The organism is Acinetobacter lactucae (assembly GCF_013122135.1).
Lineage (GTDB): Bacteria > Pseudomonadota > Gammaproteobacteria > Pseudomonadales > Moraxellaceae > Acinetobacter > Acinetobacter lactucae.
In genome coordinates this window covers 146388-169447 of the sequence record NZ_CP053391.1, presented here as the reverse complement: position 1 = coordinate 169447, position 23060 = coordinate 146388, and the positions used below count along the sequence as shown (strand labels likewise).

Sequence of the window (23060 nt, the reverse complement as noted above, 5' to 3'; positions counted from 1 at the left end):
TTATTTTCTGAATGAATAGTCATTGACCGAGCATTAAACAAAATAACAAAAAAACGCCAATAATGGCGTTTTTTATACATTCTTTGCGTTAAAAAAGGTTTAGCTTAGTTTTAGATTCATAAATTTAATAACCTCACCCTTTTAACTATGCTTTTATGGAAGCATTGCCAAGTAAGTAGTTGGGTTTTTACGTTGACCATCTTTTACTACTTCATAGTGCAAATGTGGACCAGTACAGCGACCTGTACACCCTACATTAGCAATATGTTCACCTGCAGATACTTGGTCGCCTACACGCACCATTAGACGTGAAGCATGCGCATAACGCGTTAAATAACCATTACCATGGTTAATTTCAACATATTGACCATAGCCAGTACCCCAACCAGATTTAGTTACTATACCTGGGCCTGTAGCATAAATTGGTGTGCCACTCGGAGCCGCCATATCCAAACCGCCATGATGTTCTGCGCGACCACCCATGGTGCGGCCACCAAAGTTCGAAGAAACTCGTACTGTATCAGGAAGAGGATGAGAAACTAACCAAGAGTAAGGATTTGAAGAAGAGGCTTTAAATGAATTTTTTGCAGTCGTACTACCGTACTTCTTTGCGAGCGACTCATTGTTGAGTTCAACTGGTTTTTGGCGTAAGGTCACTGAAACTTTCGCACTCGCCGGAAGATCTAAATCATCGGGATGAGTATATGAACCTTGAGATAATGTTTTTGATAGTTGTTCCAATCGATCTGAGTCAGTAGATTGGTTAATTGTTTGATAATCTGCAAAAGCAACTGATGCTGCCGAAGCGGCAAGTGAAAACGCTAATAAAATACGACGCGTGTGCATAAAAACCTCTTGAAACTGTTCTTACTCAAGTTCCTTATGATCTCTTCCTTGATATCGATTGAAATGAACGCTTAAGATTAAGACAAGAATCTATCCGAGAATGACCATGTCTAAACCCGATAACGTTTTTCAACAAACCGGAAAACACATAAAAACAGGAAACCTTACGTTTCTAACAACGCAAGTCGCGCAATGGCAAAGACTTACGAAAATTATCCAACCCTTATTGCCCCAACCGGAACAATGGCAGGTCGTGTGTTATCAAAATGGTTCTTTAATCATTACTGGTGAAAATCAAGCGATGATCAGTCAACTCAGTTACTTACAGAACCAATATGTATCTAAATTATCTCAGCTTGAAGGGTTAAAAGACTTACAAAGAATTCAGGTTCGTTTGAGAAATAAAAATATTTCCAATGCACCCTCATCTGAGCCATCTAAACCCATCCCCCCGGAAGCACAAGAAATGTTACGTAGTGCAGCCGACTTCGTGAGCGACCCTAAGCTTAGCCAAGCTTTACTACGTTTGGCAAGCAATAAAAAATGACGAGCTTTCTATTTCTTAATTAGAAACATTATTATTATGTGACCAAAATCACACTTTTTAATGTTACATTATAACGTAGCCAAGTAAAGACAAGGACTTATGTCACGCTCACATATGGAATTGGACACTGACTCTCGTCATCAAATGTTACAATTTCATAATTACTCGGATCACTTTGAACATTGCGTAACAACTGATTATTTAAAGCATGTCCTGATTTGTAGCCATCAAACTTGGCAATAATTTGATGACCAAGCAAATACAAATCACCTACTGCATCTAAAATCTTATGTCTGACGAATTCATCGGCGAAACGTAAGCCTTCTTCATTGACGACCCCTGTATCATCTACACCAATTGCATTATCTAAGCTTGCACCTAACGCTAAATTATTGGCTTTCAGATAGTCTAAATCTTTCATGAAACCAAAAGTACGCGCTTCACTAACTTCATAAACAAAAGTTTCAGTCGAAAAGTCGATCGTCGCAGATTGATATTCTTTAGCAAATGCAGGATGGTCAAAATCAATTGTAAAATTTAATTGAAAACCATTATGCGGTCTAAAAATTGCTTTTTTATCATCGATGAGGGCTTCAACTGGTTTTAATATTTTTATAAATTTTTTCGGTGCATCCAGCTCACGTAATCCACCTTGCATTAAAAGGTAAATAAATGGGCCGGCACTTCCATCCATGATTGGAACTTCAGAAGCAGACACTTCTACAATCAGGTTATCAATTCCTAAACCTGCAATTGCACTCATTACATGCTCAATTGTTCCAACTTTTATATCTCCAGTGACTAAGTTGGAGCACATAAAAGCTTCTTGAATCAATAATGCATTGGCAGGGATATCGACTGGTGGATCCAAATCGATACGGCGAAATACAATACCTCCATCCACGGTATGTGGAATGAAATTGATCATCACTTTTTGACCGCTATGAAGACCTATTCCACTCGCTTTTACCACACGACTGAGAGTACGCTGTTTCACCATGCTTTGTAACTTCTTTTTTAAAACCGCTATACGTTAGCATATTTAGTCATTGATCAAAAATAAAAAAAGGCAGTGTTTAAACACTGCCTTTCATTAAAACTAACGATAATTTACTTACGTTGCTGATTTTTCAAGTAATCTTGAATACTCATTGGAGAAGAACGTGGTGTAGAACTTGCTGTACTACTTACTTCATTATCAGCATTTTGACGCTTATTGATTGCAGGAACATCATCTTCATCAACAGATTGAGCTGACTGAGTCGATGCATGGCTTACCGTATTACGTTTTCTCGGTTCAGCATCTGCTGCATTACGAGTTAAACCTGTTGCAATCACTGTTACGCGTAATTCATCACGTGCATCTGGATCAAATACTGTACCGTAGAAGATTTCGCCTTCATCAAGGTCAACAATCTGGTTTACCACGTCAGTAATAATTTCTGTCTCACGTAACGTAATGTCATCACCACCAGTAATGTTAATTAACACGCCTTTAGCATTAATAATATTTACGTTATCAAGTAAGGGACTGCGAATTGCTTGTTCAGCAGCTTGACGCGCACGGTCTTCACCACGACCTAAACCAGCACCCATCATTGCGTAACCGCGAGTACTCATTGCAGTTTTCAAATCGGCGAAGTCAAGGTTAATGTGACCACGGTTAACAACCAAGTCAAAGATACTACGTACAGCGTTTAACAATACATCATCAGCTTTTTTATAAGCATCTTTCATTGAAATATCGCCATATACGCTCAATAAGCGCTGGTTAGGGATAATAATCAATGAATCGACATGTGCTTCAAGTGCTTCAATACCGCGTTCAGCAGATTTTAAACGGCGACGGCCTTCAAAGTTAAATGGCGTTGTAACTACACCAACAGTCAAAATACCCATTTCTTTGGCAACTTCAGCCACAACAGGCGCTGCGCCAGTACCCGTACCACCACCCATACCAGCGGTAACGAAAACCATATCGGTACCTTCAAGGTGGTGACGAATGATTTCACGGCTTTCTTCTGCTGCAACTTGCCCTACTTCAGGATTAGCACCAGCACCTAAACCACGTGTACTTTGCTCGCCTAACTGAATTTTGAAAGGTGCATTCATACAGTCCAGTGCTTGTTTGTCTGTATTGGCACAAACGAATTTAACACCTTGAATATCAGACTGCACCATATGTTGAACGGCATTACCGCCACCACCACCTACACCAAATACAGTGAAACGGGCTTGACCGTTGCCATCGTTTAGTTCATCTTCTATAAATTCAAATGAGGCCATGACCTTTAGGGTTCCTAATACATTATGGCAGTCACTTCAGCCCGTATACTGCCTTGATTTTCAAAAATAACTAATTTTAAGAATGCTGTGCAATACCAACCTTGTCAAGTACAGCGGTTTTCTCTTACAACTTCCTAACAATTCTACCAATAAATACATACATCCTAAAAAATGGCTTTTAACTTGCTATTAAACGCATTCCAGCCATTTACCATTCGTTCCCATACCGAACGGTCATTTGCCTCTTCAGGCTCTTCAACAGCATCTTGCAACTCACTTTGGCTAAACATGAGCAAACCAGCTGCTGTTGCATACATAGAACGACGTAAGGCTGCTTGATGTTGATCATCAGCATAAACCTGTAACGGCGGATTACCCAAATGTGCAGATACACCCAACATACGACGAGCTAAACTCACCATACCTTCTATTTGACAAGCATCCCCTGTCAATACTACCCCATGGTATAAACCATGAATTGCACCGCTTTGTTCGAGTTCATCGCGAATCTGGCTAAAGATCTCTTCATAACGGGCAATAATAATTTCTGACAACTCAATTCGGCTAATGGTTTGAGGGCCATCAATTCCTTCTACCTGAATCATGTGATCAGGCTTAACAGCACTTAAATCGACACAACCATGCAGAATTTTAATTCGTTCAGCTTCTTCTGTCGTGGTTTGCAATACAGCAGCAATATCACGTGTAACGTGTTCACCACCGCGTTGCAATGTACGTGCTAGAGCCAAACGTCCATCCAGATAAACAGCAAGATTGGTAATGCCTGCGCCAATATCAACCAGACAAACACCATACTCTTTTTCATCTTTCAGCAAGCTTGCCTCAGCGGTTGCCAGACAAGACACCACCATTTTTTCAACCCCGATATTTGCGCCTTTCATAGCACGATCAAGGTTTTGCATAGTCGCTATAGGCATCATCATGAGTTGATAATGTCCAGTCATACTATGGGCAGTCATATTAATTGGATTCTGCACCCATTCAGCAGAATCACCCAGTTCAAAGCCTAACGGCACTGCACTTGCTAAATAGTAATCAGAAGTCACATGACTTGCTTTTGCCAATTCTAACGCGCGCACGACTTCATTTGTTGTAATCACATGTGCTGGATTAGATACTGGTGTGCGACCAGAGGCATAAAAACTTTGCAACTCGGTACTCGGAATCGATACCCATGCGCTATGAATGCGACATTCGGCCATATTTTCCGCTTCAGCAACAGCATTTTTAATCGCAGCAATGACTTTATCGAGGCTTACAATTTTTCCTTTATTCATGCCTCGATTGCGAGCAGTTGCCATACCGATAACTTGAATGTTATCCGGCGCATGAATTTTTCCAATCAAAACTGAAACTTTATGCGTCCCAATGTCAATCGCAACAACTGAGGGAACAGCTTCACTCATCACTCATACCATTTCTTTGTTGTTTAATACCAGGCAAATTGCCTATTTTAAAGCCACGTATTATGGCTTTGCTTTTGTTCCACCTGCAATGCTTGTGTCATCACTCGTTACAACAAACTGACCATTCACAATTTTAGGTGGTGTTGCGTTCTTCCATTGAATAGATAATCCATTACGATATCGCAAATCAATGGCTGATATTTTCGACCACACCGGTTTCAAGTCAGATTGTGCCAGATGACTTAAACGTTGCAACTTATTCATTGTTTGATCTTGGTCAACAATAATACGTAAACCTGAGTCAAACTGCATAAACCAAGTCATTCGCTCAGTTAGATATAACTCTTTTAAGCGTAAATTGACAGGATGGAATAATTGATTAATTTCATTATAGCGTCGCATCATCATTTTTGACTGACTTACCGGCCCATGAAGCAACGGAAGTTCAGGATGAATTGTTGGCTCCGCCTCACTAAATACATCGCCTCCATCGCTTAACAAGCGACCTGTTCCCCAACGGGCGATAGCATGTCGAGGCATGACACGAACACGAATACCATTGGGCCAAGCACGAGATACAACAACCCGGTCTACCCATGAAATTTCTAATGTTTTGTCACGAATTTGTTCTAAATCAGATGTGAAATAATTCGCTTTTATAGTTGGAGCAACATGTTGCATCACTTGTTGTGTTTCAACTGACGTCGTTGAACCTACAACTTCTAGCTTTGCAACTGTCGCATCTGTAATAACTTTATATAACCCATAAATTCCGACTGCCAGCACCACAAAAGCAATAACCAACAGCACCCATCCACCAGCATTCGCAAGTTTCTGCTTACGCGTAGGCGGTTTATCATGAATAGAGGTGATAGCCGCACGTTTACGGCGCATGGAAGCCGGAAGTTGTGCCATATTTAAGCCGTACCTTCCAATGTTTGCTCAAGAATTGCAACACACAATTCATCAAAGCTATAACCCACAGCTTTAGCAGCTTTTGGAACTAAAGAGTGGCTGGTCATACCCGGAACAGTATTTACTTCTAAAAGCCAGAAATTGCCTTGCTCATCCTGCATCGCATCAATACGGCCCCAGCCTTCTGCGCCAACAGCCTGAAAAGCACGTAAACACAATGCTTGTAGGTTTTTCTCTTCTGCCTCACTGAGACCACAAGGAATACCATACTCTACATCATTACGTTGATATTTCGCTTCATAGTCATAGAAAGCAACATCTGCTGGTGGTTGCAAACGAATAACCGGTAAAGGCTGTCCATTTAGGAATGAAATTGTGAACTCACGACCAGTGATCCACTTTTCTGCCATCACCACAGCATCGTGCTGAGTCGCTTTCTCAATTGCAGCTGCAAAATCTTCTGCTTTCTCAACCTTACTCATGCCGACACTCGAGCCTTCATGCACAGGTTTAATAATGACAGGTAAGCCTAACTCAGCAATCACCGCATCTAAATCTGTTTCTTTAGTAATAATGCGATATGGCGCTGTAGGTAAATCACTACCTTGCCAGATTTGCTTGGTTTTGACTTTATCCATGCCAATAGCAGAACCTTGCACACCTGTTCCGGTATAAGGCAGGTTTAACCATTCAAGCACACCTTGAATCTGGCCATCTTCCCCGCCGCGACCATGCAATACAATAAATGCACGATCATAATTTACAAGTTCAGTCACACTGCGGTCTTGCGGATCAAATGCTTCAGCCTGCACACCTGAACGTAACAAAGCGTCCAAAACTGCCTGACCACTATCCAAAGACACAGCACGCTCAGCCGATTTCCCACCAAACAGCACGGCAACTTTGCCGAATTTTGTAGCATTTGACACGTTTAAATCCTTAACCCGATAATTCAATACTTTTTGTTTATTTCACATACAAATGGTGTTGTGCAAGTTCTACTGAAATCGCTCCCACGTTACCCGCACCTTGCGTTAATAACAAGTCATTTGGTTGTAACACATTTTTCATGATGTTTTGCAAATTACCTTCAACCGGATCGACCAAAATCGGTTCCACTTGTCCACGTAAACGAATACTACGCGCCAAAGTACGGCTGTCTGCACCCACAATAGGCTTTTCACCAGCAGGATAAACTTCCAACAATAATAGTTGATCGACTTGAGAGAGCACTTCAATGAAGTCATCAAAACAATCGCGAGTACGAGAGTAACGGTGTGGCTGAAACAACATAACCAAACGACGGTCCGGATGGCTTTGGCGTGCAGCTTTAATGGTTGCTTCTACTTCTTTCGGATGGTGTCCATAGTCATCAACTAATTTAACGTTGCCATCAGCAAGTTCAAATTCACCCTGCACTTGGAAGCGGCGACCTACACCACTAAATCCTTCTAATGCACGGCTAATTGCATCATCAGAAACACCTTCATCTGTTGCAACACCAATTGCTGCCAAGGCATTTAAAACATTATGTAAGCCTGGTTGATTAATTGTTAAACGCAATGGTTCACGGCCTTTACGCAACACAGTAAAGTGCGATTGCATACCATCTTGTTCAATATCAACTGCACGAATGTCATTATCTTCATTAAAACCATAAGTAATGACCGGACGACCTACACGCGGCATAATTTCACGAATGTTGGCGTCATCACCACACACTACAGCTAAGCCATAAAATGGTAAGTTATGAAGGAACTGTACAAATGTATCTTTTAATTTATCAAAGCTACCTTCATAGGTATCCATATGGTCAGCATCGATATTCGTTACAATCGCTGCCATTGGTTGTAAATAAAGGAAAGATGCGTCTGATTCATCAGCTTCAGCTACGATGAAACGGCTTTCACCTAATGCCGCATTTACGCCTGTACTGTTAAGTAAACCACCAATAACGTAAGTTGGATCAAGGTTTTCTTCAGCCAACATCGTCGTCAAAAGACTTGTAGTTGTGGTTTTACCATGTGTACCTGCTACAGCAATACCATGACGATAACGCATAAGTTCGCCTAGCATCTCTGCACGACGTACAATTGGAATACGCTGTTCAATCGCAGCTTTAATTTCCGGATTTTCCGGATCAATTGCTGTAGAAACTACAAGCACATTGGCATTTTTAATATTTTCCGGTTGATGGCCAATATAAACCTTGATGCCATTTTTCTCTAATTGTTCTGTAGTTTTAGACGCTTTAATGTCTGAACCGGAAATTTTATAGCCTTGGTTACCCAAAACCTCTGCAATGCCACACATCCCAGCGCCACCGATCCCCACAAAATGAATGTGTTTGATACGGCGCATTTCAGGCACTTTAATCAGTTTTTTTGCTTGGTTCGCAGCTGTTGATGGAGACATAGTAAATCCGATTACATTTTTTGGATAAGATCAACCACATGCTGAGTTGCATTTGGTTGGGCATGTTGACGCGCTTTCACTGCCATTTCTGTAAGTAATTGGCGGTTCATCAGCGAAGTGAACAATTCATTTAAAACATCTGGTGTCATGGTCGATTGCTGGCAAATTTTCGCAGCACCGACATCGGCCAGAAATTTGGCATTTGCAGTTTGATGGTCATCAACTGCTATAGGGAGTGGTACAAAAACTGCGGCCACCCCTGCTGTTGCAACTTCTGTTACCGTAAGTGCTCCAGCTCGGCAAATAATTAAATCCGCCTCACTATAAGCCTTTGCCATATCTTCAATAAACGGCAAAACTTGAACAGTTAAATGAGCTGGTGCATCGGCATAAAGTGCTTGAGTTGCCTCAACTTGTTGCTGACCACACTGGTGAAAAATATTGAGTGGAACTTGTAATTGTTTTAATGCTGGAGGTAAGCGCTCATTGAGTGCTTTGGCACCTAAAGATCCGCCCACAATTAAAATATTTAACGGCTTACCCGCTTGCTCGCGCTCATCATAGCGCCACTTTGGGCTTAAAATATCCGTGATTTCACGACGCACAGGGTTTCCTGTGGTTACAACTTCTCCACCAGCAGGAAAGGTATTTGGAAATGCTTCGCACACCACTTTAGCAACACGAGATAACTGTGCATTGGTAAAACCTGCAACTGCATTTTGCTCGTGAATAAGTACAGGAATACCTAATAAACGTGCAGCTAGACCACCCGGTCCCGCCACATAACCGCCAAAACCTGCAACTGCATCAACTTTAAGCTGCTTCATATAGCGCATTGCACTAAAAGTAGCTTTTAGAATTTTAAAAGGTGCAGCAACTTTACGGACTAATCCATTGCCACGAACACCTTGGATATCAATTTGATATATTGGAATATTTTGATCTTTTAATAACCGATTTTCCATACCTGTTGGCGTGGCTAACCATGAAACCTGACAACCTTGTTGTTGAAGTTGTTTGGCTACGGCGAGGGCTGGGAAAACATGTCCACCTGTACCGGCAGCCATCATCATGACATGTTTGGGTTTGCTTTGCTGTGAATCGGTCACGGTCTAATTCTTCAACTCAAAAAACAATGGAAATTGTCATCTATTTTTGTAGCCGTTTATTTTAATCCTAAAGCTTCATTAACGAAAAGCTAATTTCACTCGTTTATAACAGAAAGATGTGCTTTTTTGAAAATATGCCTACAAAGCTGTGGTGTATTTAGTATTGTTATTTTATTAATTCATATATTTTCAGGTGATTTCCCATAAATACCTTAGAAAACCACCTGAAATAACGAGTTAAGCTGAACGACCAGCTTCTAATACATCAAATAGAACGTCTGCAATTGATGTACCAAATTGAGCATCAATTTCACGAATACAGGTTGGGCTAGTGACATTAATTTCAGTAACATAATTACCAATTACATCTAAACCAACAAAAACCAAACCTTTTTCGCGTAAGAAAGGACCGATCTTAGCCGCGATCAGCTTATCGTTTTCGGTAAGCGGACGCGCTTGGCCTAAACCGCCTGCCGCCAAGTTACCGCGCACTTCACCATTTTGTGGAATACGAGCTAAACAGTAAGGAATAGGCTCACCGTTTACCATTAAAATACGCTTATCCCCTTCTACAATTTCAGGAATGTAGCGCTGTGCCATAATTGGACGTGTACCAAGCTCTGTCAGCATTTCTAGAGTAGAACCAATATTTACACCGTCTTGGTATAAACGGAAAATACCCATACCACCCATACCATCAAGTGGCTTAACAATGACATCGCCATGTTCTTTAATAAATTCACGGATTAAACTTTGTTGCGATGTCACAAGTGTAGGTACTTGTAGTTCTGGAAATTGCGTTGCAAAAAGTTTTTCATTGCAATCACGCAATGACTGAGGCTTATTAATAATCCATGAACCTTCGCGCTCAGCTTGCTCAAGCACATAAGTCGTGTAGACAAAGTTCATATCAAACGGCGGATCTTTACGCATGAGCACAACATCGTAAGCCGCGATAGATTCTTTTTTCTTTTCGCCTAGCTCATAGTAATGGTTGTAATCTTCGAACACCTTTAACGGTGAAATGAGACCGTAAGCTTTTCCTTGATCGATATATAAATCTTGTTGTAATGCATAACCTAATTCATGTCCACGACGGCTCGCCGCCCACAACATTGCCATGGTTGAATCCTTTTTAAGGTTTACGGTTTCAATCGGATCCATGACGACAAGTACACGCATGCTCAAGCTCTTCTTAAAATTTAAATTAGCATGAGTATAACTGAGATTTTTCACTGGTTTTTCTTAATTTCAGTAAAACCTTATCAGTTATTTCTTTATCTTGAATTAAGATAAATTCAGTTAAACTATGCTCATAAAATATTATTTTTAAAGGCTAAACATGAAACTTTATCGCTATTTAACTGGCCCGGATGATTCTGCGTTTTGTGCACGAGTGACTAAAGCACTGAATCATGGTTGGGAATTATATGAAGCACCCACTATGACCTTTAACGGCACGCATGTCATTGTGGGACAAGCAATTTGCAAAACAATTGATGAAAATTATGATCCAGAACTGGATATTTTAGATGTCCTCAAAAATAACGCGTAATTCCAGAAGGGTGCTTTTAATCGACAAAAGTCCCCTTTAAAACCTAATTAACAAGAAAAACTAATGAGTCAACTCATAGAATTTGTTTAATTTTCTAATTAACTTACCAAAAATCAGTTATTAAAAAATAAATATGTCATTTTTTAAGGTAATATTTCTTTTATTCTAAACAATTAAATGATTATAATTATCATTTATACTTTTATTTTTGTTAATTGACTTTATTTTTATGTTAAGCATTTCTACACCATCTCCCCAAATGAAGCGTCTTTTTCCACTGAGCTTACTCAGTTTAATGATCTTGCATATTCAAGGTGCCTATGCAGAAGATGTGACTGACTCATCAAAAGTCGCCGCTACCATGCCCACCATAAAAATTGAGGCCATGAGTGAACTCGACCCAATTAAAAGTTATATCGACTATGACAAAGCCAATGTCACACGCAATGGTTTAGACAAAAAAGATATCCCTCAAACCGTTGATACCATTGATGTTCAGAAATATAAAATTTATGGATCGAATGATTTAAGCGTTATGCTACAAGGCACCCCTGGCGTATCAACCAGTTACGATATGCGCGGTGATGGGATCACGATTCGTGGTTTTGGTGCTGATACAGGTGATATTTACCGCGATGGCATACGTGAAAGCGGACAAGTACGTCGTAGTACAGCAAATATCGAACGTATTGAAATTTTAAAAGGCCCCGCCTCTGTTTTATATGGCCGTAGTGCTGGCGGCGGGGTTGTGAATATGGTGAGTAAGTTCGCCAATTTTGACTCTAAAAGTTCAGTTGGTGCGTACGCTGGTTCATATGATAACTACGGAACAACGGCTGACATCAACCAAGTACTTAATGACAATCTAGCAGTACGTTTAACTGGAGAATATGGCGAGTCAGGCAGCTTCCGCTCTGGCATTGAAAATAAGATTGAAATGTTTTCACCAAGTTTCACTTATAAAAATGACGATGGAACACTCACTTGGACCACGCAATATACCTATGACAAATTAGGTCGTGTACCTGATCGTGGTCCAGCATATGAAAACTTGCCTGCGGGAACTTCAATTAAAATGGGATTTGCCCAAGAGGGCGATTATGTTGATGATATTTTGCAAGTTGTGCGTACCGATGTGAATTATCAATATGCGCCTGATTGGAACTTCCACTGGGCAGCAAGTTATCGACAAGCAGAACAGAACTTTGATCACTTTTACTTTGGAACGTATTGTGGGTTAGATGGAAACGACCTAAAAGGTAAAGAATGCAACACTAAAAAAGGCTACATCAATCAAATTTACTACTGGCAACAAACCAGCAATAAAACCACCACCAATACATTTGATATTAAGGGCAAGTTCAAAACAGGTTCGCTTGAACATCAAATCATGATGGGTACAGACTGGACTTATGAACAACGAGAACCACGCTTAGCAAATGAAGCTCAGAATGGTTCTATTTACGGCTACGTTAATCCATTCACAGGCGAACGTGAATATAGCCGTGGCAATGGCCCATTAAAGATGAGACAGCATAACTATAATGAAGGCACAACTTACGGCGTATTTATTCAAGATTTAATTGGTCTAAATGACCAACTTAAACTCATGATGGGTGTGCGCTACGATTACTTTGACTTTTCAACCACCAACAAGCTGACTAAAGAACACCGTAATGTAAAAGATGGCAGCTTTAGCCCAAATGTTGGTTTGGTATGGCAACCGCTTCCTGAACATAGCTTTTATACGTCTTACTCTAAGAGCTTTGCACCGTTTGGTGGACAAATGGGTGTTAACCAAGTTACTGGAAGCACCGATGTCACAAAAATGGATAAAGAGCCTCAATATAACGAGCAATATGAAGTTGGGGTAAAAAGCGAATGGTTAGATAATCGTTTAAATACTCAATTTTCTGTCTTTGATATTCGTAAAAATAATATCCGCTATAAACCAAAACCTGATGAACAACCAGAGGTATGGGCAACTGCGGGACAGCATCAATCACGTGGTCTCGAATTTAGCTTTATTGGTCGTGTACTTGATAATGTCTTTGTTCGCGGTGGTTATGGCTACACAGATGCTAAGGTAAAAGAAGACAAACAAAAGCCTGAACAAGAAGGTAACTCTTTAGCCAACACATCTAAAAATACGGGTAATTTATTTGTTCGTTATTTACCAACCGAGCAGTGGTATACAGAGGTGGGGGTAACCTATGTAGGTTCGTATTATCCAAATATTAATAATCAAGTAAAAATGGAAGGCTTTAACCGTGTTGATGCAGCGATTGGTTATAGTGCAGATCCATGGAATGTCACACTTGCGGTAAATAACCTTACCAATAAAGAGTACTGGCGCTCAGACAGCATGCCAGGCACTCCACGTAATGTATTATTGCGTTTGAATTATCAGTTTTAAGTAAATATTAAAAAAGCATACCCCTATTTAGGGGTATGCTTTTTTATTTTTAAATACCATATTTCTCGCGATAAGCTTGCATATTTGCTAACGCTTCTTTTTCGCCTTTGGGATGACTGAACAAGGATGCAAAGAGAAATTAGGCATGATGCTAGAGTGTAAAAAGTGTGATGAGAAAGATTTCGTAGATTCACGACTATGTTAAATGAACTATTAAATAAGGCTAAACTCTAGATAGATCAGCACGGTACTTTTTAAAATTAAAAGTCATATACCAATTGGCATTTGCTGTGATTTCTCACCAACCCTTCAGTTTGTCGTTTAGTTACTTCAACTTCTATACATTAAAATTTAAATCATCAATACCTGATAATTCTAAAGTTATTGATGATTTAATTAGACCATTTCATAGTCCAAGAACTATGATTAGAGCTATTTTTTAAATGGCCACAACAACTGCTTGAAATATCGATTCGATATAGGGGTACGAATGCCCAAACTATCTGCAGAAACTGCTTTTTCTTCGTAGTGAAAAGTGCCAAAAATATGATCCCAAATCACAAAAACCTCGGCAAAATTTTTACTGCCAAAGCCCTGTTTATGGTGCCAACGATGTACTTCAGCAACAGCAAATACATGTTTTAATAGCCCTGCCCGATAGTCTAAGTTGGCGTGTTGAAAACTTAAATGTACCGCAGTAAAGGTTAGCCAACAACCTATCAGCAAGGTTGGTGCCCCTAATATCGTTAACACCAATAAACTAGGTGTTGCTAGTGCAATCGCACTTAATGGGTGACGTTTTTCACCATTTAACCAATATAAGCGTTTAGGTTGATGGTGAATGGCATGTAATTTCCACAACCAGCGCCGACGATGACTCAGTTTATGCATATACCATAAACCAAAATCGATAATTATCCCCACCAGTAAAAATTGTATCCATATTGGCCATTGAATAGGCCATAATTTAGAAAAAAACTCGAACTTCAGGATAAATTGTAAAATTGTTGCGGTTATTAGAATAAGTGCTACATTAAAAATCGCATGAAAAATGTCAGTGAATGTATCCTCTTGATCATGTAACCATTTTTGCTGATATGGCAAAAAGCGCTCTAAAATTGCAACCATAGCGCTAATGGATACAATGCATACTAGTGCGGATGGCCAATAGGGTATTTTTTGATAAGCCATCAATAATACTATTGCTAAGGTCGTAACAGATAAAATCGGATAACTCAAATAACGTATTAAAAAATGACTATACTTTAGCATGATGATGTCCTCTATTTAGATTGATCACTACCATGCAGGATTGTTTGATGTTTAAATTGAATAAAACGGCTATATTTTATTTAAAAAGTGAACTTACTTAAGATTCAGGCAACAAGATCATCTTGTTTTGAATGTTTTTGATAGCCGAAGGTTGGATGCCAAACATTTGCATACAGGTTCTAGAAAAATGTGCTTGATCGGTAAAGCCACTCTGATACGCTGCTGCAGTTAAATTATTTTCTTCATGTAGATTTTTAAGTGCAATAATCAAGCGTAACCACTTGCGATAACTACGTAATGAAATACCAAAATGGGAATTGAACCAGTGTGCTAGACGACTTTCAGATAAGTGATGTAACGCTGCCAGCTCCTGACGTGAAGGAACATAATTATATAATAGATGTTGATAGATATAGCCATTCATTAATTGAGCACGTTCACTAGCTACCATACAATCAAAATAGCACTGTAATTGAGCAAAGGCTTTGGTAATATTATTAGTATGCAAAAAATAAAGCCGCAATTGCTCCAGAAGCGTTGTTGGCAGTATTTGTATCTGAGAAGTTGAGGCAAAAAATTGATGTATAGCCTGCCCTAAATAATAAGTTCCATCCAAATAAATCGAGCAATACTTGCCTTTCTGTAACTGATGCACAGTATTTGCTGGAATGAAAAAACCCCTACCCGTATATAACTGCTCGTATCCAATAATCTGCATAAATTGTAGTGGATCGAGGGGAAAAGTGATCTGATGCGCAAGATGTCGATGTGGTCTGTTATCTCCTGCTTGTCCACAAAAATAACCGTAACCCAAACCAATAGCCATCTGACCTTGCCAATGTGATGACTGCTCTTTTTTTATCATGTTTATATTTTACAAGATTAACGCTAAAATTGAATGCTTTATAAAGATATTTAAATAATTCAGTTACATTAGTATTGAGATGGAATATATAAAATTTAAGAGTCCTCAAAAATAAAAACTTGATTTCTTTTAATTTAAGAAATTCTAGAGTTAACATAATGCAGTCATACGAAATTCTTTTTAAATCAATTTCTTATTTCACTTACTTAAACCCAGTCACACTCGATTGGGCTTTTTCACGTTCCACGACTATGATTCAACCCATTTTTTTCAAATTTAATGAGATCTACTCAACAATTTAATCCTCTGATAAATGAAAAAGGAAGCCATCGCTTCCTTTTTTCAATTCAATATAGACTTAGATGCCGTATTTCATACGGTAGGCTTCCATTTTCGCCAAAGCTTCACTTTCACCTTTGGCTTCCAAATAATCCATTAAATCTTTCATGGTAATGAGTGCGTGTACAGGAATTTCTAACTCTTTTTGAACTTCTTGAATTGCAGAAAGCTCACCTTGACCACGTTCTTGACGATCTAGCGCAACTAATACACCAGCGATAGTTGCACCAGCATTTTTCAAAATCGTTACGACTTCACGAATAGCAGTACCTGCGGTAATTACGTCATCAATAATCCAGACTTTTTTACCTTCAACCGCAGCACCAACTAATACACCGCCTTCACCATGATCTTTTGCTTCTTTACGGTTAAAGCCCCATGGCACGCTCTTGTTATGTGTTTGCGACAAAGCAACAGCAGTCGCTGCTACAAACGGAATACCTTTGTAAGCTGGTCCAAAAATCACATCAACATTTTCACATTGTGTTAATTTATCGGCATAGCCTTGTGCTAAAAGAGATAAAGCTTCACCATCGTTGAGTAGGCCTGCATTAAAAAAATAAGGACTCACGCGTCCAGATTTTAAAGTAAACTCACCAAATTTAAGCACACCGCGTGATAATGCGAGTTCGATAAATGCTTGCGGGTGAAATGACACAGGCGTTGTCATGAGGTGCTCCAAATTCACAATTGAGGTTAAATTTTCGCATGATACCAAAGGATCAGTATCCAAGTGATGTAAAAATTCTTCGAGTCGTTTCCATTAACGTAAATGGCTTACGTTCTTCAGTAACGAAAGGCTTACTTGAATGGTTAGAACAATCAGATGCCGATGTCGTATGCATGCAGGAAAGCCGCATTACCCATGAACAATGGACTGAAAAATTTAGACCCGAAGGATGGCATACCCATCTCTTTCCAGCAGAGCGTGCAGGTTACGCGGGGACTGCGATATATAGCCGCCTACCCTTTGTCTCTGTTAAAGATGGTTTAGGGTTTGAGCTAGCTGACAGTCAGGGCCGCTTTATTTCTGCGGAATTCGATTTAGGTTTGTCACATCCGGTACATATTGCGTCATTATACTTACCTTCGGGCTCAAGTGGTGAAGAAGCGCAAGCACGTAAAGATTTATTTTTAGGTGAATACGCAAAAATCTTGAAGCAATGGCGTGATGAAAACAAGTCAGTCATCATTTGTGGTGACTACAACATTGTTCATAAACGAATAGATATTAAAAACTGGTCAGGTAACCAGAAATCATCTGGTTGTTTACCACATGAACGTGCATGGCTTGACCATATTTACGATGAACTTGGCTATGTCGATACTTTCCGTGTAGTTCGCACAGAAGCGGAACTTTATTCATGGTGGTCAAATCGCGGTCAAGCGCGTGCAAAAAATGTAGGGTGGCGTATTGACTATCAAGCGTGCTCACCAGACTGGAAAACACGTGTAATCAACGCATGGGTCTTTAAAGATCAATGGTTTAGTGACCATGCACCTGTCATTATTGACTATAAAATTCAAGAGTAAGTGAACACTTGTTCACTTACATTGTCGTTTTCGCTTACAGCACATGTCGTTTTTGAGTATTTTTCTTACACAGCTTTAACGGCATTATAGCCCCACGGCACAGGGAAGCAGTCAGGATGACGCAAAAGGATAGGACGCCGTAGGAAGATAAAATAAACTTATGATAAGTTTATTTGCAAGGATGTGACATTGGACGTTGAAATGAGACCCGCATGATCAGGATGATTAAATGCGGGTTTTCTCTTTTTTAGTCTCTTATTTTGCGCTAAGTTTTTTTAGTTTTAACTTCTTCTTATTAAGCTCATTATCGCCTTGTCTTATGACAATAACATGACACCTCACTTTTGATTAATCATTAATTTTCATTTGTTTTAAAAGTATCGGTATAAAGTAGTGCTTGAAAGCATTTTGGGTTAGGCTGTGTGCTCTCTCTTTTTGACATGGTCCGATAAAATGTTAAAAATTTATGGAATTAAAAACTGTAACTCAATGAAAAAAGCATTTGATGCCTTACAGGCTAAAGGGCTTAACTATGATTTTCATGATTATAAAAAACAAGGCATTGATGCAGATACTTTAAAAATCTGGTTAAAAGAAATTGGACAAGATACTGTTCTCAATAAAAAAGGCACGACATGGCGCAAGCTTTCAGAAGAAGAACAAAATCGTGCTCTAAGCAGTGAAGAAAACCTCATTGAAGCACTCATTGCTCAACCAAGTTTGATTAAAAGACCCGTGTTAAAAACTTCTCAAGGTTTCATTGTAGGTTTTGATGAAACCGCTTATCAAAATATTCAAGCGTAAAAAAACGAGCCATTTGGCTCGTTTTTTATTAAAACTTTTAGTTCGCGCGAATCCATGTTTGGTTACGACCAAGTGCAGAAACGCCAATATAACCACGTAATTTAAGCTTTTTACCGCCATCGGTTAACTCACCTTTCAATTTGTAAGTTTTACCAGATTTTGGGTCTAAAATCGTACCGTTTTCATAATTGTTACCACCTACATTTTTTAAATTATGTACAATGGTGACACCTTTAAGTGGTTTGTTTTTATACGGACCTTCACATTTTGTACAAGCGTTTTCTTCGCCCGGTGTCAAAATGTTTTGAATGGTTGCAGTTAAGGTTCCGTCCTTCTGTTCCGTAAATTTCACTACGGCTTTTGGCTTGTTGGTCTGATCATCAATCGTTTTCCATACCGTTCCATTGAGTGTATCAGCCGCATTGGCAAATGCAGCCATACCAATGAGTCCTAGAGCTAAAGCAATCTTTTTCATTTTTGTAATATCCTTGGGTCTTTCAAGATTTTTAGTATTCAGAAGTCGCAAAGATATTGCAATTTTTGAATGTGACTGTTTCGTGTAACCTTGTAATCTTGCAAAATAAAATTTACAAGAAAACAAGAAACTAGCATAAAAATGGATGCTCTATGAATATACCAAATGTTTGGAAATATTATTTTACAGAAACTTTTCTTAAAACAACAATTCGCAAGCCAAGCCAGCTAAATTTGCCGGCTACTGCCTTACGTCCCGTTCTAGATCAGATGTGTCGTGCTTTTCCACGACAAAAAAATGTTTCTGTGCGCCCAATTCGGTTAGCAGGTATTAAAGGTGAAGAAATCAAACCGCAAGATTCTGCGACTCAACTGATTTTTCACATTCACGGCGGCGCTTTTTTCTTAGGCAGTGTCAAAACACACCATGCTTTTATGACAGATCTCGCTGCCCGTACTCAAATGCAAGTTATTCATGTGGACTATCCACTTGCACCAGAGCATCCTTATCCTGAGGCAACTGAAGCTCTATATGACATCTATCAATCTTTAGTGGTACAAGGCATTCAGCCGAAAGATATTATTTTATCGGGTGATTCATGCGGGGCAAATTTAGCACTAGCACTTTGCTTACGTTTAAAAGAACAACCGGAGCTCATGCCAAGTGGTCTGATTTTATTGTCTCCATTTTTGGATTTAACACTCACGAGTGAGTCTCTCAGATTTAATAAAAAACATGATGCGTTATTGTCTATTGAAGCCCTACAAACAGGTACGCAATACTATATAGGCAATCATATTGCAGCTGATGATCCACGCGTTTCGCCTATTTTCGATGACTTGCATGGCCTACCGCCCACTTTGGTTCAAGTGGGGTCGAAAGAAATCTTATTAGACGATGCCAAACGTTTTAGAGAAAAAGCTGAAGATGCTGGCGTTAAAGTTCAATTCAAACTTTATACAGGCATGTGGCATAACTTCCAGATGTTTAATGCATGGTTTGATGAGGCAAAACAAGCATTGGCAGATATTGCTGAATTTGCCCACGAACTCGATAAAACTTAATTTATCTATAAATGATGTGGAGAGTGAACAAAACTTTTCGCATCATTTTCTTTATAAAAAGTCATCATCTATAAAATGAAAATCATGGTATGTTTAAAATACAAATTATTTAAACAATCCAATTTTAGGATGGTCTAACAAAGAGGCATCTATATTTAGGAGCCCTTACTTACTATGAAAAATCGTTTAATCACTCATCCCATTCATAGAACAAAACAGGTGATAATCGATTTCATCCACAATAATCACATCATCAACTGGACACCATTACAAAAAAGTGCACTGATGCTCACACTTGCCTGTGCGATGAATTTCAGTTGGATTTTATGGAAAGGCTATATTTTAATTACACCCAGTGTCTGGCAATGGGCAAATCTGCCTTTAGTTGAATCACAAATCTGGCTCAATTTATTTACCTTATTTTTATTAATCATTTTAATTATTCCCTGTTATCGCTACAAAAATGATGAATGGGTTCAGAGAGTTATTCCTTTCATTAGTGTGCAGTTCTTTGCACTCATGCTATGTCATGATGGGTATTTAATTGGCAGCATTAGTCCAGCCACTATGGTCGGCTATGTAGGCACGATTGGAGTCGGTCTGGTGTTATTTGACCGTAAAATCGTTTATAGCGCCCTTGTCCCTGCAACGATTATTTTAACGGTGTGTACGTATTTAAGTATGAAAGGTTTTTTGCCTTATGCGCCTTTATTTAATCTGATTGCTATGCAGCGTGCTCAAACTAACCCATTTTGGTTAGGAAGTATGGCTTTTTTTATTATGCCCATCTTATTGGCCTGTTTTATTTTATTTGAAATATTACTTACCCAATGGCGTCAGCGAGAAACTTATATTCAGCGTTTAAGCCAAATTGACCCTTTAACTAATGTATTAAATAGACGTAGTTTAAATACGTATTTAGAGTCGCTACACCAACAACAATTAGATTATGCAGTGGTACTTCTTGATATCGATCATTTTAAAAAAATTAATGATATATACGGCCATCATCAAGGTGATCAGGTTTTAATTGAAATTGCTCAATGTCTTTCCGAGAACTTGCGTAGCGAGGACATTATTGGACGTTTTGGCGGGGAAGAGTTTATTTTACTACTTCCCCACACCGATATTATTCAAGCAGAAAAAATTGCTGAACGCTGTCGCCACGCCTTAGAAGAACTGCCCGTTTTTAGTACTCAAAATAACCCCATTCATATTAGTGCGAGCTTTGGGGTAAGTAGCTCAGCTTTTGCACAGGACCCTTATCTAGTTATTCGTCAGGCAGACCAAGCACTCTATGCGGTAAAAGCTTCTGGACGCAATCAAGTACGTACATTTCATCAGATCGAAACGATGATTACCTTATGAATCTTTTAGTTTTGCCAAGCTCGCAAGTTGTTGCAAAAGCTCTTGCTGACTAAAAGCACCTGTTAAACGTAAAGCACGAATCTCTTTTTGCTCTGGGCTTAAAAATAGATAGGTCGGTGGACCTAAAATATTCCATTGTTTGAGTAGCGCTTCATGTGACTGGTCATAATGACTCAAATCAAGCTTAATTAAATAATATGGTGCAAGAGCAGCCTGAACCTCAGGTGATTTTAAAATACGATGCTCAATCGGTTGGCAGGCAACACACCAGTCTGCATAGACATCAACGACAATAGCTCGATCTGTAGGCGCTGCTGCTAAAATTTTCTCAAAGTCCGCTGCTGTAGTTGCAATATGCCACTCGGCCATATGATTAGAACTTTGCAAAGTTCGATTTTGAATGTGTTGGTATTGGTTATAGGCTACAAAAGGTGTAACGATTAATAATAAAATCGCGTAGAGCCATTGTAGCTGTCCTTTTTTCCAGAAAAACTGATAAACAGCATAGGCTATAAAAGCGAGACCTAATACAAGACTAAGTGCTTGCATGCCCCAATCTGGCAATAAAGGACGAATAAAATAAAGGCTTAACCCCAACATCAGAAAAGCAAAAATCACTTTAATCTGATGCATCCAGTCGCCCGCTTTAGGCAAGAATTTTGCCCCTAAAATACTTGCCAGCAACAACGGAATTCCCATTCCAAAACCTAGGCAGAATAAAAGCAAAGCGCCTTGCCACTGATTTTGCGTTTGAGAAATAAATAATAAAGTTCCAGCCAGAGGTGCAGTCATACAAGGACCCACCAAGAGTGCAGAAACCACACCCATGACGCCAGCACCCACTAAAGTGCCACCTTGTTGCATTGACTGAATACGGTCAAGTCGGTTTAACCATGTTTGCGGTAAACGAAGCTCAAACAAACCAAATAAGTTCAGAGCAAAGATAATAAACAGCAAACTAAAAGCAATTAAAGTTGCTGGCTGTTGTAACCAGCGTTGGAAATTTAAGCCTGCCGAAGAAGCAATTAAACCCAAGCCTGCGTAAACCAATGCCATGCTACACACAAAAGTAAGTGCAATGGTCCACGCTTTTAAACCTTTATGCTCTCGAATAATCAACGAAGTCAAAATAGGTAGCATTGGTAAAGAACATGGCGTGAATGCGAGCAACATGCCTAAACCTAAAAATAATAAAACCCCATACCACAGCGAGTTTTCAATTAACTTGGCTGACCAGATCTGATCTTGCGCGATTTGAGGTGTAGTTGTATCAGCTACTGCCTCTGTACTCTGCTCTTTTTCTAAAGATTCTGAACCCGAGGAAGCGTCTGATTGTGTATTTGCTAAATCCAATAATCTTTTTGGCGCTGTTCCTGCTTGATTTTGTACACCCACTAGGCCATCAGCATCGGTTTGAAACTCAATGGTTTGGGGCGGATAACAAATACGGTCTTTGGCACAGCCCTGCCAAGTCACACTATAGTGTTCTGAAGGCTTAGTCTTAATTTGGAAATTAACTTGATGGTAGTAAACCTGACTTTGCCCATAGTTTTCATCATATTGGGCAATCGCTTTAGGTAACTTTAAAGCTAAAGGTTGAGTACCTTGTTGTACGGAAAATTTATGCTGATAAAGATAGTAATTTGGCTGAATCTGCCAAGATAAATTCGCAGTATGCGGCTCAGAAGATTCAACCGAAAATGAAAAAGCTTGTTCGGGTGAAAGTAGCTTATCTTGCGCAGAAACCAACTGGCTAAATACACAAACAGCAACTGCTAGAAAATAAAGAATTCCCTGATGAATAAGCTTTTTCATTAACATAAA

The 23060-nt window shown here is 39.4% G+C and carries 21 protein-coding genes; 7 read left to right on the top strand and 14 right to left on the bottom strand.

The window, feature by feature from the left end:
- Positions 1–153: 153 nt before the first annotated feature.
- Positions 154–846, bottom strand: coding sequence for a M23 family metallopeptidase (locus HLV59_RS00775; RefSeq protein ID WP_031949615.1), 693 nt, complete (start codon positions 844–846; stop codon positions 154–156).
- 100 nt (positions 847–946) lie between these two features.
- Here HLV59_RS00775 and HLV59_RS00770 point away from each other — a divergent pair, with 100 nt between their 5' ends.
- Complete coding sequence (locus HLV59_RS00770) at positions 947–1393, top strand: DUF721 domain-containing protein (protein ID WP_079748565.1); 447 nt, start codon at positions 947–949, stop codon at positions 1391–1393.
- Positions 1394–1490: 97 nt separating this feature from the next.
- On the opposite strand, the gene lpxC is transcribed toward HLV59_RS00770, so the two are convergent.
- From lpxC to gshB, 8 genes are all read right to left on the bottom strand, one after another.
- Positions 1491–2393: a UDP-3-O-acyl-N-acetylglucosamine deacetylase gene (lpxC, locus tag HLV59_RS00765; RefSeq protein ID WP_031949617.1), complete on the bottom strand. Its 903-nt coding sequence runs from the start codon at positions 2391–2393 to the stop codon at positions 1491–1493.
- Positions 2394–2503: 110 nt separating this feature from the next.
- Entirely contained in the window at positions 2504–3679 is a 1176-nt protein-coding gene (gene ftsZ, locus HLV59_RS00760; RefSeq protein ID WP_031949618.1) for a cell division protein FtsZ, read from the bottom strand.
- 164 nt (positions 3680–3843) lie between these two features.
- Positions 3844–5106: a cell division protein FtsA gene (ftsA, locus tag HLV59_RS00755; RefSeq protein WP_002122057.1), complete on the bottom strand. Its 1263-nt coding sequence runs from the start codon at positions 5104–5106 to the stop codon at positions 3844–3846.
- A 60-nt stretch (positions 5107–5166) separates the two neighbouring features.
- Positions 5167–6021, bottom strand: a complete 855-nt coding sequence (locus HLV59_RS00750) for a cell division protein FtsQ/DivIB (RefSeq protein ID WP_016143786.1) — start codon at positions 6019–6021, stop codon at positions 5167–5169.
- 2 nt (positions 6022–6023) lie between these two features.
- The gene (locus HLV59_RS00745; protein ID WP_032054508.1) at positions 6024–6950 is read right to left on the bottom strand and encodes a D-alanine--D-alanine ligase; all 927 of its coding nucleotides are present in this window, start codon (positions 6948–6950) and stop codon (positions 6024–6026) included.
- A 37-nt stretch (positions 6951–6987) separates the two neighbouring features.
- Positions 6988–8436, bottom strand: coding sequence for a UDP-N-acetylmuramate--L-alanine ligase (murC, locus tag HLV59_RS00740; RefSeq protein ID WP_125698196.1), 1449 nt, complete (start codon positions 8434–8436; stop codon positions 6988–6990).
- Between the two features lie 11 nt (positions 8437–8447).
- Positions 8448–9545 (bottom strand): undecaprenyldiphospho-muramoylpentapeptide beta-N-acetylglucosaminyltransferase, encoded by a 1098-nt coding sequence (gene murG / locus HLV59_RS00735; protein WP_057106088.1) that lies wholly within the window; start codon positions 9543–9545, stop codon positions 8448–8450.
- Between the two features lie 237 nt (positions 9546–9782).
- Entirely contained in the window at positions 9783–10727 is a 945-nt protein-coding gene (gshB, locus tag HLV59_RS00730; RefSeq protein WP_171429103.1) for a glutathione synthase, read from the bottom strand.
- A 160-nt stretch (positions 10728–10887) separates the two neighbouring features.
- Here gshB and HLV59_RS00725 point away from each other — a divergent pair, with 160 nt between their 5' ends.
- Positions 10888–11100 carry a DUF1737 domain-containing protein gene (locus HLV59_RS00725; protein ID WP_057106086.1) on the top strand — a complete coding sequence of 71 codons (213 nt, stop codon included), beginning with the start codon at positions 10888–10890 and terminating at the stop codon, positions 11098–11100.
- A 229-nt stretch (positions 11101–11329) separates the two neighbouring features.
- Entirely contained in the window at positions 11330–13516 is a 2187-nt protein-coding gene (locus HLV59_RS00720) for a TonB-dependent receptor (protein WP_216606748.1), read from the top strand.
- Between the two features lie 432 nt (positions 13517–13948).
- Here HLV59_RS00720 and HLV59_RS00715 read toward each other — a convergent pair whose 3' ends face one another.
- The 3 genes from HLV59_RS00715 to pyrE form a co-directional block, all read right to left on the bottom strand.
- Positions 13949–14788: a sterol desaturase family protein gene (locus tag HLV59_RS00715; protein WP_171429100.1), complete on the bottom strand. Its 840-nt coding sequence runs from the start codon at positions 14786–14788 to the stop codon at positions 13949–13951.
- A 97-nt stretch (positions 14789–14885) separates the two neighbouring features.
- Complete coding sequence (locus tag HLV59_RS00710) at positions 14886–15653, bottom strand: helix-turn-helix domain-containing protein (RefSeq protein WP_171429097.1); 768 nt, start codon at positions 15651–15653, stop codon at positions 14886–14888.
- Between the two features lie 358 nt (positions 15654–16011).
- Complete coding sequence (gene pyrE, locus HLV59_RS00705) at positions 16012–16662, bottom strand: orotate phosphoribosyltransferase (protein WP_057106169.1); 651 nt, start codon at positions 16660–16662, stop codon at positions 16012–16014.
- Positions 16663–16700: 38 nt separating this feature from the next.
- On the opposite strand from pyrE, the gene HLV59_RS00700 reads away from it, so the two are divergent.
- Together HLV59_RS00700 and HLV59_RS00695 are read left to right on the top strand one after the other, a co-directional pair.
- Complete coding sequence (locus tag HLV59_RS00700) at positions 16701–17525, top strand: exodeoxyribonuclease III (RefSeq protein WP_125739501.1); 825 nt, start codon at positions 16701–16703, stop codon at positions 17523–17525.
- A gap of 453 nt (positions 17526–17978) precedes the next feature.
- Positions 17979–18329, top strand: a complete 351-nt coding sequence (locus HLV59_RS00695; RefSeq protein ID WP_046811811.1) for an arsenate reductase — start codon at positions 17979–17981, stop codon at positions 18327–18329.
- Positions 18330–18366: 37 nt separating this feature from the next.
- On the opposite strand, the gene HLV59_RS00690 is transcribed toward HLV59_RS00695, so the two are convergent.
- The gene (locus tag HLV59_RS00690; protein WP_171429095.1) at positions 18367–18804 is read right to left on the bottom strand and encodes a DUF2147 domain-containing protein; all 438 of its coding nucleotides are present in this window, start codon (positions 18802–18804) and stop codon (positions 18367–18369) included.
- Between the two features lie 152 nt (positions 18805–18956).
- Here HLV59_RS00690 and HLV59_RS00685 point away from each other — a divergent pair, with 152 nt between their 5' ends.
- Together HLV59_RS00685 and HLV59_RS00680 are read left to right on the top strand one after the other, a co-directional pair.
- The gene (locus HLV59_RS00685; protein WP_016143795.1) at positions 18957–19868 is read left to right on the top strand and encodes an alpha/beta hydrolase; all 912 of its coding nucleotides are present in this window, start codon (positions 18957–18959) and stop codon (positions 19866–19868) included.
- A gap of 174 nt (positions 19869–20042) precedes the next feature.
- The gene (locus HLV59_RS00680; RefSeq protein ID WP_171429093.1) at positions 20043–21236 is read left to right on the top strand and encodes a GGDEF domain-containing protein; all 1194 of its coding nucleotides are present in this window, start codon (positions 20043–20045) and stop codon (positions 21234–21236) included.
- Here the strand turns inward: HLV59_RS00680 and dsbD are convergent.
- Positions 21231–23057 (bottom strand): protein-disulfide reductase DsbD, encoded by a 1827-nt coding sequence (dsbD, locus tag HLV59_RS00675; RefSeq protein WP_062850296.1) that lies wholly within the window; start codon positions 23055–23057, stop codon positions 21231–21233. The genes HLV59_RS00680 and dsbD overlap by 6 nt on opposite strands.
- Between the last annotated feature and the right edge of the window lie 3 nt (positions 23058–23060).